The following is a 10661-nucleotide window of genomic DNA, read 5'->3' as shown; positions in this document are numbered from 1 at the left end:
GGCGCTGCCCCTGCGCCGGGGCCGCTGCCGCCGCGTCGGATCATCGTTGCGCCCGCGATCCACGGCAGCCGCCCAGTCGGTGTTCTCGTCCGGAGACATGGACGTCTCCTCACGGAAAGTGATGGATGGTGACTTTCTGCCGCCAGCGTATGTCTCGGTTCGGAGGACGGTCAACGCGCCGAGGGCGGAACGTTCCGTCTGCTTGGCCTACCGTGGAAGGGAAGGCGGTGGGACCCGATGAGCGAACGACAGTGGCGGTGGGAGCTCTACGGCGGGCTGGCGGTCTCGGTACCGGCCGACTGGGACTACGGCACCACCGGTTGGCCGCCGTGTCTGCCCGGCGCCGAGCCACCGCCGCGCGGCTACGTCGGACGGCCGGGTCCGGTCCCCTCAATCGCCTGCTCGGAGCCGGTGCCCCCGCTGGACCAGCGCAGCGCCTACCTCTGGTTCGACTCGCCGACCGTGCCCGGGGTTCGGACGCACGATGCCGGGTGGGTCGAGGAGACCCGGGTCGTCGACGGCATCGCACTGACCGTGCTGTCCGACGACGACGCCGAGCGCGCCCACGTCCTCGACTCGGTCCGGCCCGCCACGGCCGACGACGGCTGCCCGCTCGAGCACGCCGTCACCCGCGCCGGCGCCCGCCCCGAGCCCGGACCGGGTGGCCTCGCCACGCTGGGCCCCGTCGAGTCGATCACCCTGTGCCGGTACGCGCTCGAGCCCACGGGCCGACCGAGCCCGCTGCTCGCCACCAGCCGGCTCGTCGGCGAACAGGCCCGCACTGTGGTGCGGTCGATCCTGGCGGCGCCGCCGGGCGGGGGTCCCGACCGGCCGGAGGACTGTCTGCCCGAGGTCGCCCTCGGCTACGAGGTGCTGCTGCTCCTGGTGCGCGACGGCGAGCACACCCAGGAGGTCTTCGTGCGCTACAGCGGGTGCGACGGGCACGGCATCGACGACGGCCGCGTCCTCCGTCGACTCACCGCGGACTCGCTCGCCCCGCTGCTGTCCGGACCGCACCAGCCGGGCATCCTCAACGGCGCGGTCGCCGAGCTGATCTGGCCCTGAGTCTCCGATCGCCCTTGCTCCGCCGCGGATCCGGTGTCGAGGATGGCGTGGGCTGTGTCGACAGGAAGCGCTTCGCCGGCATCCTGATCGTGTGGGACCGGATGTTCGGCACGTTCGAGCCGGAGACCATCCGCTGCGAGTACGGGCTGACGAAGAACATCACGACCCACAACCGATCCGCGTGGCCTACCACGAGTACGCCGCCGTCGCCCGCGACGTGCGTGCCGCACGCAACTGGCCGGACCGGCTCAGCCACCTCGTCCGCTCCCCCGCGTGGTCGCCGGAACCGCGCCCGGCGGCCGCGGCGGAGCAGCCCGCGAAGTGATCAGGTGAGCAAGAAGCGTCAACCCGCACGGCCGCCCGATCGCTAGGGTCTGCTCGTGACCTTGAGACGGGAGATCCTGCGGCTGCTGGCGGCGGTGAACGCGCGCCGCCGCGAGGACGTGTCGCTCGGGGCGTTGTCCGCGCTCGCGCACCGGTCCCCGTTCAACCTGCACCGCCGGTTCGTCGCGGTCGTGGGCGAGACACCCAAGGCGTACACGAACCGCGTCCGGCTGGACCGGGCGGCCGCCGATCTCCTCGCCACCGACCGGCAGGTCTCGGTGATCGCCCATGACCACGGGTTCGCCAGCCACGAGGTCTTCACCCGCGCCTTCACCCGGCGGTTCGGCAGCAGCCCGCGGGCCTACCGCGCCCGCGGCCTGCGCGGCGGGCTGGCTGGCGACGACCGGGCCGCCGCCATCCACGCCGACACCGTCACCTCGGTCGCGCCATGCGTGGGCCTGTACCGCATGAACGCCCTCGAGAGGAGCACGCCCGTGCCAGTCGACATCGCCGTGAAGGACCTGCCCGCCCTGCACGCGCTCGTCATGCGCAAGCGCATCGCCCGCGACGAGATCGCCGCGACCCTGGCCACGATGCTGCCCGCGCTGTTCACCCACGCGCAGCAGCACGGCATCGCGATGGCCGGGCCACCGTTCGCCCGCTACCCGGAGTTCGGCATGGGGTCACTGGTCATGGAGGGTGGCGTGTCCACCACCGAACCCGCCGACGGTGTTCCCGAAGCCGGCATCGAGGCGCTCACCATCCCGGCCGGACAGGCGGCCGTGGCCGTCCACCGCGGCCCGTACGAGACCCTGCCGGAGACCTACCAGGCGATCGAGGCCTGGATCCAGGCGGAGGGCCGGACCGTGGCCGGGCCGCCGTGGGAGACCTACCTGACCGACCCCGGCGAGCACCCGGACCCGGCGACCTGGCAGACGGAGATCGTCCAGCCGATCACCGACCCCGAGTAGCCGCGTGCAACCACGCCGAGCCCTCCTTCCGTCGTAAGGGCAGGTGGCTGCGCGGAGGTGTCCGATGGGTGACGGTCCGAGAACCTCGAAGCGAGCGTTCGCAACGGTCTTGGCGGCACTCGCGGCCGCGGCCAGTCTTCTCGTGGTGTTCGCGACGACGGGCCAGCCGTCGGCCCGCGTTCCGCTCGACCCCGCGGCCGCACCCGTCGAGCCGGCCCCCGCCGGGTGGCGGTGGGAGGTCTACGGCGGTATCGAGGTCATGGTCCCCGACGACTGGGGCCACGGAACCACGGGCTCGCCGCCCTGCCTTGCCGGGGAGCGCGATGAGCCGCGGCGCGGCTACGTCGGCCGACCGGGCGCGATCCCGAGCATCGCGTGCGCGGGCCCACCGGTGCCTGCGCTCGACAAGCGGAGCCCGTACCTGTGGTTCGACTCCCGCGCCGGGGCCGGGAAGAGCGCTCATGACGCCGGGTGGGTGGAGCAGACCCGGGAGGTCGGCGGGCTCTCGCTCACCGTGCTGTCCGACGACCCCGCCGTGCGCGCCCGCATCCTCGACTCGGCCCGGGCCGGCCGCGGCGGCTGTCCGGCCGAGCCCGGCGTGCGACCCCGGCCCGGCACGCGTCCCGACCCCGGACCTGGTGGGCTCGCCGCCCTGGGCCCCGTCCAGTCGGCCACCGTCTGCCGCTACACGTTCGCGTCCGAGGGGCCGGCCAATGGCAGCCTGCTGCTGTCCGCGGGCCCACTGTCCGAACAGGACGCTCGGGACGTGGTGCGGGCGATCCTCGCGGCACCGCGGGGCTCGGGCCCGAACGAACCGCGGAACTGTATGCGCGAGTACGCCTACGGCGACGAGGTGCTGCTGCTCCTCGTGCGGGACCGTGCGCGCACCCAGGAGGTCGTCGTTCGCTACGACGCGTGCGACGGCCATGGCTTCGACGACGGCCACAGCCACCGCCGCATCACCGCGGACTCCCTCGCCCCGCTGCTCGCCGGCCCGCACCGGCCGAGCGTCATGAGTGGGGCCGTCTACGACCTGGTCTGGCGATGACGCCGGTTCAGTGCACGTCGAGCGCGGCGGCCTCCTCCGGCGTGGGCGCGGTGCCGCCGAGGTGGGCCGGCAGCCACCACGGGTCCGTGCCGGGCTCGGGGGTGGCCGGGTAGTCCCGCTGCGCCTGGTCGAGTAGCGCGGACATGCGGGTTCGCAGGTCCTGGGTGAGCGCTTCGCCGTCGTCGTCCGCGCTCGGGTGGACCGGCTCCCCCACTCGGATCAGGATCGGCACGTGGCGCTTGGTGAGGTCGCGTGGCCGGCCCTTGGTCCAGAGCCGCTGGCTGCCCCAGACCGTCACCGGGATGAGCGGCACGCCCGCCTCGGCGGCCATCCGCGTCGCGCCTGACTTGATCGGCTTGACGGTGAACGACCGGCTGATCGTGGCCTCGGGGAACACGCCGACCACCTCGCCGGCGCGCAGCGCGGTCACCGCCTGCTGGTAGGAGGCCTGCCCGGCCGACCGGTCGACGGAGATGTGCTTCATGCCGCGCATCAGCGGCCCCGAGATCCGGTTGCCGAAGACCGCCTGCTTGGCCATGAACCTGGTCTTGCGCTTGACGGGCAGCCCGGCGAGCCCGCAGAAGATGAAGTCGAGGTAGCTGACGTGCGTGCAGGCGAGCACCGCGCCACCGGTCCGCGGGATGTTTTCGGTGCCCTTCAGCTCCAGCCGCATGTCGAGCACGCGGAACATGGTCTTGCAGGCCAGGATCACCGGCGGGTAGACGAGCTCCACAGTGCCTCATTTCGACGAGCGCTCGGGGACGGGCTCCACAATCCTCCCATCCGCACTCGGACCCGACACCGTGCTCTTGTTCGCACCACAGACTTTCTCTATAGTGCTAGGTAACTAGTTAAATGGAGGAAGCGTTGTGATCGAGTTCCATCTGGACGGTCGGTCGGGGGTGTCGCCGTACCAGCAGCTCGTCCGGCAGGTGCGGCACGCGTTGCGGCTCGGGCTGCTGCGCGAGGGTGACCAGCTGCCGACGGTCAAGGACGTGGTGGCGGAGCTGGCGATCAACCCGAACACGGTTCTCAAGGCCTACCGGGAGCTCGAGCACGACGGGCTGGTCACCGCGCGGCCGGGCGTCGGGACGTTCGTGACGGCGAACGGCGGCGGCGGTCCGCTCGCCCCACTCGGGCCGCTGCGCCAGGACCTGCGCCGCTGGCTCACCAAGGCCCGAAAGGCCGGCCTCGACGAGGAAAGCATCGAGGCGCTGTTCCTGACCACGTTTCGCTCCTCGGCCAGAGAGGACATAGCGTGACCGTGCTGCGGGCCCAGGACCTGGGCAAGAAGTACCGGCGCAAGTGGGCGCTCACCGGCTGCACGCTCGACGTGCCGGCCGGCCACGTCACCGGCCTCGTCGGACCCAACGGCGCCGGCAAGTCGACGCTGCTGAACCTCGCGGCCGGCATGCTCGAGCCGACGACCGGCAGGATCGAGGTCTGCGGCGGCGTGCCCGGCAGCGGCCCCGCCCAGCTGGCCAAGGTCGGCTACGTCGCGCAGAACACGCCGCTCTACGCGAACCTCTCCGTCGCGGAGCACCTGCGGCTCGGCGCCCACCTCAACCCGCGGTGGGACGACGCGCTGGCCCGCGACCGGATCAAGCGGATCGGGCTGGACCCGAAGCAACACGCCGGCAAGCTCTCCGGCGGCCAGCGCGCGCAGCTCGCGCTCACCCTCGGCGTAGCGAAGCGGCCCGAGCTGCTGCTGCTCGACGAGCCCGTCGCCGCGCTCGACCCGCTCGCTCGGCGGGAGTTCCTGCAGGACCTGATGGAGGCCGTCGCCGAACACGGGCTGTCCGTCGTGATGTCCTCGCACCTGGTCGGCGACCTGGAACGGGTCTGCGACCACGTGATCGTGCTGGTGGACTCGAAGGTCCGGATCACCGGTGACGTCGAGGACCTGCTCGCGACCCACCACCGGCTGACCGGTCCGCGCCGCGACCTCGACACCATGCCCGCGGACCAGCACGTCATCTCCGCGAGCCAAACCGACCGCCAGACCACCGCCCTCGTCCGCACCGAGGCGCCGATCCTCGACCCCGCCTGGTCCGTCGGCCGGCTCACCCTGGAGGACCTGGTCCTCGCGTACCTGAGCGAACCGGTCGTGGCCCGTCCCGCCCTGGAGGTCCTCCCGTGATCTGGTTGGCATGGCGCCAGCTCCGAGTGCCGGCGGTGTCGGTGTTCGCCGGCATGGCCGCGATCGCGGTGGTCCTCGCGATCACCGGCCCCGGGCTGGTCGGCCGCACGGAGTTCGGCTCCGCGGAGTTCCTGTACTACGGCGGGGTGCTCGCGATGTTCGCGCTGCCCGCGATCGTCGGCATCTTCTGGGGCGTGCCGACGGTCGCCCGCGAGCTGGAGGCCGGCACGCACAGTCTGGTGTGGAACCAGACGGTCAGCCGCAGGCGGTGGCTCGCGACCAAGCTGGGCATCGGCATGCTGGCCGCCATGGCCGCCGCCGGGCTGCTGAGCCTCGCGGTCGGCTGGTGGGCCAGTCCGATCGACGCGGCGGCGAGCGCCGCCGCTGCCGACGGCGGCGACTTCCTGTCGCGCATCGAGCCGACCGTGTTCGCCGTGCGGGGCATCGCGCCCGTCGGCTACGCGGCGTTCGCCTTCGTCCTCGGGGTCGCCGCGGGAATCGTGCTGCGCCGCACGCTGACCGCGATGGCCGTCACCCTCGTCGCGTTCGTCGCCGTGCAGGTGGCGGTGCCCTTCCTCGTGCGACCGTACTTCCTGCCCGCGACCGAGGAGACAGTCGCGATCACGGAGGAGAGCATCAGGAGCATCAACGCCGACGGCGCGGGCACAGCGGAGGCGCTGACCGTGGAGAGTCCGACGGGTGTCTGGATGCTGGCCAACGAGACCGTGGACGCGGACGGTGTCGCGGTCCGCCCGCTGCCCGACGCGGTGCAGGACTGCGCGCCGGAGCCCGGCTCCGGGCCGCCGCCGAAGCCGGGGGGCATGATCGCCTGCTTCGCACAGCTGAACGACCTCGGTTACCAGCAGCACCTGAGCTACCAGCCGGGCAGCAGGTTCTGGCCGTTGCAGTGGCTGGAGACGGCGATGTTCCTCGCGCTGTCGGCGCTGCTGGGATGGTTCTGCCTGCGCCGCGTGCGCCGCCTGTGACGGGTCAGTCGAGCTCCGCCAGCGCTCGCTCGGCGGCCAGTCGCTGGGCGATCGCGCCGCGCACGTGCGGGACGTCGCGGATGGCGATGTCGGCGGGCTGCACGGTGTGCTGGGCCGGCCAGCGGCGGTAGGTGGCGGCGACCCGGTCCACCCAGACGCCGGGCCACCGGGTGGCGAATGCGGCCAGCAGCGCCGCGTCCGTGGAGCGGGCCACCGCCGGCCAGCCGCCGTGTGCGACGAGGTGGAGTCGCCGGTAGGTGGCGATCGCGGCGGGGAACGGGAAGTCGTTGGTGCGCACGAAGGTCTCCGCGATGGTGCCGGGCTCGATGCGGCCGGGCTGGTACACGTCCGGCTTCACCCAGCTGGTGCCGTCCGGGTTCTGCCACCGGATCCGCGCGCACGACCACGCCACCGCCGACTCCGCCGCGAGCGGCTCGACGAGCGCGGCCACGCCGCCCGGCTCGTAGAGGTCGTCGTGGTCCATTCCGGAGACCAGCTCGCCCCGGGCACGGGCGAGGGCGGTGTTGCGGGTGGCCGCGCCGCCGAGCTGCACGCCGAGCGCGTCGTAGTGGATGCGCGGATCGTCCGGAAGGGACTCCCCCACACTCGGCTCCGCCCCGTCCTCCTGGACGACCCACTCCCACTCCCACCCGGCCGGCAGCGGCTGAGATTCCAGCGACCGCCACAACGCCCCGATGTGGTCGGCGTTGTGCGCTTGCGTCGGCGTGACGATCGAGACCAGAGGCACCGGACAACTCTGCCACGTACGGCCTAGCGCCGTCCGTCGAGCTTGACCAACGCCCGGTTGCGCCGCTGGACGAGATCCTCGACCGCCTCCTCCCGAGCGGCGTCGTTCCCGTAGCGCGCGAGTCCCCGCTCGCACCACCAGACGCAGGCGTTCCAGTCCTTTCGCTTCTGCTGCCGAATGGCCATCTGCCGATACGTGTCGAGTACCGGCACCTTGCCCCATTTGGCGATGAAGCCTTGGCGAATGACGTCCATTTCGGCATCGTGCTGCCGGCATGCCTCGTCGAACTCGTCCAGCGCCGTGGCGTAGAGATCCCGGGCGCGATAAAGCCGTGACTCCAGCTTGGTGAACTGGAAATGCCGGTCGATTGGATCGCGTTCCCGCGACAGCAGCGCGTGAAATTCCCACGTGCGACGGGTCGGCCTCGGATCGCTCGGCGTTACGCGGAGATCTGGCGGACAATCTCACTCCGCCACCAGGCCGGCCTCGTGGGCGAGCAGGCCCGCCTGGGTCCGGTTGCGACAGTCGATCTTCACGAGCATTCGGGACACGTAGCTCTTCACCGTCGCCTCCGAGAAGGACAGCTCGCGGGGTTGTGTCTGCATTGGACAGTCTGCGACCCAGGCAGGCCAGCACCTCGCGATCGCGGTCCGTCAGTGGTCTTCAACAGGAATCCCGCCGCGCCGGAAGCAGGGCGCGCAGCACGAAGCTGTCGGCGTCGAAGGTGGTCAGGCAGTTCGAGGAGATCGTCGACATCCTCGACCGGCTGCCGGAATGCGCCGCTGAGCCAAAGACGTCCAGGGCCGGCCGGACACCCGGCCGACCCTGGACATCACCACATCAGACCAGGTCGAACCGGTCCCCGTTCATGACCTTGTCCCACGCGGCCACGAAGTCGTGCACGAACTTCTCCCGCGCGTCGTCGCTCGCGTAGACCTCCGCGACCGCACGCAGCTCCGAGTTCGAGCCGAACACGAGGTCGACGCGGCTGCCGGTCCACTTGAGCTCGCCCGTGGCGCGGTCGCGTCCCTCGAACGTCTCCGCGTCCTCGGCCACCGGCTTCCACTCCGTGCCCATGTCGAGCAGGTTCACGAAGAACTCGTTCGTCAGCGAGCCCGTCGTCGAGGTGAACACACCCAGCTGCGACTGCTCGTGGTTCGCGCCCAGCACGCGCAGGCCGCCCACGAGTGCGGTCATCTCCGGCGCGCTCAGGTTCAGCAGGTTCGCGCGGTCGATCAGCAGGTACTCCGACGGCAGCCGGCCGTTCTTGCCGCGGTAGTTGCGGAACCCGTCCGCCGCCGGCTCCAGCGCAGCGAACGACTCGACGTCGGTCTGGTCCTGCGACGCGTCCGTGCGGCCCGGGGTGAACGGCACCACGACGTCGAAGCCGGCGTTCCTCGCGGCCTGCTCGACGGCGGCGCACCCGCCGAGCACGACCAGGTCGGCGATCGACACCTTCTTCCCACCGGACCGCGAGCCGTTGAACGACGTCTGGACGCTTACCAGCGTGCGCAGCACCTGAGCCAGCGAGTCGGGCTCGTTGACCTCCCAGTCCCGCTGGGGCTCGAGGCGGATGCGCGCCCCGTTCGCCCCACCGCGCTTGTCGCTGCCGCGGAACGTCGAGGCCGAGCCCCACGCGGTGGCGACGAGCCGGCCGATCGACAGCCCCGAGTCGAGGATCTGGCGCTTGAGGGCGGCGACGTCGTCCGCCCCGACGACCTCGTGGTCCACGGCCGGGACCGGGTCCTGCCAGATGAGCGTCTCCCGCGGCACCTGCGGGCCGAGGTAGCGCTGGATCGGGCCCATGTCGCGGTGCGTCAGCTTGAACCACGCCCGGGCGAACGCGTCCGCGAGCTCGTCCGGGTGCTCGAGGAAGCGCCGCGAGATCGGCCCGTAGATCGGGTCCAGGCGCAGCGCGAGGTCCGTCGTCAGCATCGTCGGCGGGCGCTTCAGCTCACCGGTCTCCGGGTCCGGCACGGTGTTCGCGCCGGCGCCGTCTTTCGGCTGCCACTGGTTGGCCCCGGCGGGGCTCGACGTCAGCTCCCACTCGTAGCCGAACAGGGTCTCGAAGAAGCTGTTGTCCCACTTCGTCGGCGTGGGCGTCCAGGTGACCTCGATGCCGCTGGTGATCGCGTCGCGGCCCTTGCCGCTGCCGAACGAGTTCTTCCAGCCGAACCCCTGCTCCTCGATCGACGCGCCCTCGGGCTCGGCGCCGACGTGCTGGTCCGGGTCGGCCGCACCGTGCGTCTTGCCGAACGAGTGCCCGCCGGCGATCAGCGCCACGGTCTCCTCGTCGTTCATCGCCATGCGGAGGAAGGTCTCGCGGATGTCCCGGGCCGCGGCGAGCGGGTCGGGGTTGCCGTTCGGGCCCTCGGGGTTGACGTAGATCAGTCCCATCTGGACGGCGGCCAGCGGGTTGTCGAGCTCCCGGTCGCCGGAGTAGCGCTCGTCGCCGAGCCAGGTGCGCTCCGGGCCCCAGTAGACGTCCTCGTCGGGCTCCCACACGTCCGCCCGGCCGCCGGCGAAGCCGAAGGTCTCGAAGCCCATCGTCTCCAGCGCCCGGTTGCCCGCGAAGATCATCAGGTCGGCCCACGAGATCTTGCGGCCGTACTTCCGCTTCACCGGCCAGAGCAGCCGGCGCGCCTTGTCGAGGTTGCCGTTGTCGGGCCAGCTGTTCAGCGGCGCGAAGCGCTGCATCCCGGCGCCGGCGCCGCCGCGGCCGTCGTGGATGCGGTAGGTACCGGCGCTGTGCCAGGCCATCCGGATCATGAACGGGCCGTAGTGGCCGAAGTCGGCGGGCCACCAGTCCTGCGAGGTCGTCAGCACCTCGTCGACGTCCCTGGCCAGGGCGTCGAGGTCGAGGCTGTTGAACTCGGCGGCGTAGTCGAAGTCCCCGCCCATCGGGTTGGTCGCGGCGGAGTGCTTGCGCAGGATCGCCAGGTTGAGCTGGTTCGGCCACCAGCCCCGGTTGTTGCTCCCACCCTCGGTCGGGTGGTTGATGCGCCCCACGGAGACCGGGCAGCCGCCCGCCTCCTCCACGTTCATCTCTCCGACTTCGGCGTTTGGACGTTCAGACACGAGATTCCTTCCAGCGGTACTTCGTTACCTGTTTGCGGTGGAGCAGTCGGGGCCCAGCCCCCGGAGGACGACCTCGGCCTCGTCGATCACGACGCCGTGGTCGTCGGAAGGTTCAGGCAGGGCGCCGCCGAGCCCGGCGGCTCGATGCGCCGCTGCAGGCCGCCGATGATCACCCCGACCGTCGCGGTCGGGGTGATCTTGCCATGCGCTCGTCGGGCCGGCTGTCTCGATATCGGACACGCCGACTCCCACCCTCCAGGAGTCGCCGCGCACCGAACGATCAGCCCGGGGCGGCCCGTCC

At 71.6% G+C, this 10661-nt stretch carries 11 protein-coding genes and 2 pseudogenes; 7 read left to right on the top strand and 6 right to left on the bottom strand.

Annotation, left to right across the window (positions count from 1 at the left end; genetic code table 11):
• Positions 1–237: 237 nt before the first annotated feature.
• The 4 genes from ACRDSK_RS27230 (at position 238) to ACRDSK_RS27215 (ending at position 3408) form a co-directional block, all read left to right on the top strand.
• Positions 238–1065 carry a hypothetical protein gene (locus ACRDSK_RS27230; RefSeq protein ID WP_431444166.1) on the top strand — a complete coding sequence of 276 codons (828 nt, stop codon included), beginning with the start codon at positions 238–240 and terminating at the stop codon, positions 1063–1065.
• Between the two features lie 181 nt (positions 1066–1246).
• Positions 1247–1390: a hypothetical protein gene (locus tag ACRDSK_RS27225; protein ID WP_431444165.1), complete on the top strand. Its 144-nt coding sequence runs from the start codon at positions 1247–1249 to the stop codon at positions 1388–1390.
• Between the two features lie 55 nt (positions 1391–1445).
• Positions 1446–2360 (top strand): helix-turn-helix domain-containing protein, encoded by a 915-nt coding sequence (locus ACRDSK_RS27220; protein ID WP_431444164.1) that lies wholly within the window; start codon positions 1446–1448, stop codon positions 2358–2360.
• 145 nt (positions 2361–2505) lie between these two features.
• Positions 2506–3408: a hypothetical protein gene (locus ACRDSK_RS27215; protein ID WP_431444163.1), complete on the top strand. Its 903-nt coding sequence runs from the start codon at positions 2506–2508 to the stop codon at positions 3406–3408.
• A 7-nt stretch (positions 3409–3415) separates the two neighbouring features.
• Here the strand turns inward: ACRDSK_RS27215 and ACRDSK_RS27210 are convergent, their stop codons facing one another.
• Positions 3416–4099 carry a lysophospholipid acyltransferase family protein gene (locus ACRDSK_RS27210; RefSeq protein WP_431444167.1) on the bottom strand — a complete coding sequence of 228 codons (684 nt, stop codon included), beginning with the start codon at positions 4097–4099 and terminating at the stop codon, positions 3416–3418.
• Between the two features lie 178 nt (positions 4100–4277).
• Between ACRDSK_RS27210 and ACRDSK_RS27205 the strand changes: the two genes are divergently transcribed.
• Genes ACRDSK_RS27205 through ACRDSK_RS27195 form a run of 3 tightly spaced genes read left to right on the top strand, consistent with a single transcriptional unit; the run spans position 4278 to position 6534 of the window.
• Complete coding sequence (locus ACRDSK_RS27205) at positions 4278–4670, top strand: GntR family transcriptional regulator (RefSeq protein ID WP_431444162.1); 393 nt, start codon at positions 4278–4280, stop codon at positions 4668–4670.
• Positions 4667–5548 (top strand): ABC transporter ATP-binding protein, encoded by an 882-nt coding sequence (locus tag ACRDSK_RS27200; protein WP_431444161.1) that lies wholly within the window; start codon positions 4667–4669, stop codon positions 5546–5548. The genes ACRDSK_RS27205 and ACRDSK_RS27200 overlap by 4 nt, the downstream gene beginning before the upstream one ends.
• A complete protein-coding gene (locus ACRDSK_RS27195) occupies positions 5545–6534 on the top strand; it encodes a transporter (protein WP_431444160.1) in 990 nt (329 codons plus the stop codon). Before ACRDSK_RS27200 ends, ACRDSK_RS27195 begins: the two co-directional genes overlap by 4 nt.
• Positions 6535–6538: 4 nt before the next feature.
• On the opposite strand, the gene ACRDSK_RS27190 is transcribed toward ACRDSK_RS27195, so the two are convergent.
• From ACRDSK_RS27190 to ACRDSK_RS27170, 5 genes and pseudogenes are all read right to left on the bottom strand, one after another.
• A complete protein-coding gene (locus tag ACRDSK_RS27190; protein WP_431444158.1) occupies positions 6539–7282 on the bottom strand; it encodes a glycosyltransferase family 2 protein in 744 nt (247 codons plus the stop codon).
• Positions 7283–7305: 23 nt separating this feature from the next.
• Positions 7306–7536 carry a hypothetical protein gene (locus ACRDSK_RS27185; protein WP_431444156.1) on the bottom strand — a complete coding sequence of 77 codons (231 nt, stop codon included), beginning with the start codon at positions 7534–7536 and terminating at the stop codon, positions 7306–7308.
• A 210-nt stretch (positions 7537–7746) separates the two neighbouring features.
• Positions 7747–7939, bottom strand: a pseudogene (locus ACRDSK_RS27180) (response regulator transcription factor); the annotation flags it as partial.
• 183 nt (positions 7940–8122) lie between these two features.
• Positions 8123–10360: a catalase/peroxidase HPI gene (gene katG / locus ACRDSK_RS27175; protein WP_431444155.1), complete on the bottom strand. Its 2238-nt coding sequence runs from the start codon at positions 10358–10360 to the stop codon at positions 8123–8125.
• Between the two features lie 24 nt (positions 10361–10384).
• A pseudogene (locus tag ACRDSK_RS27170) lies at positions 10385–10661 on the bottom strand (hypothetical protein); the annotation flags it as partial.

Source organism: Actinophytocola sp. (assembly GCF_050699915.1).
In the GTDB taxonomy this organism is placed as follows: Bacteria; Actinomycetota; Actinomycetes; order Mycobacteriales; family Pseudonocardiaceae; genus Actinophytocola.
Note: the sequence above shows the minus strand (reverse complement) of the source record. Positions and strands in the feature narration are given on the sequence as shown.

Coding starts and splice junctions, on each gene's coding strand:
- ACRDSK_RS27210 (WP_431444167.1), bottom strand. CDS start 4,099: ATGTTCCGCGTGCTCGACATGCGGCTGGAGCTGAAGGGCACCGAAAAC.
- ACRDSK_RS27185 (WP_431444156.1), bottom strand. CDS start 7,536: ATGGACGTCATTCGCCAAGGCTTCATCGCCAAATGGGGCAAGGTGCCG.
- ACRDSK_RS27230 (WP_431444166.1), top strand. CDS start 238: ATGAGCGAACGACAGTGGCGGTGGGAGCTCTACGGCGGGCTGGCGGTC.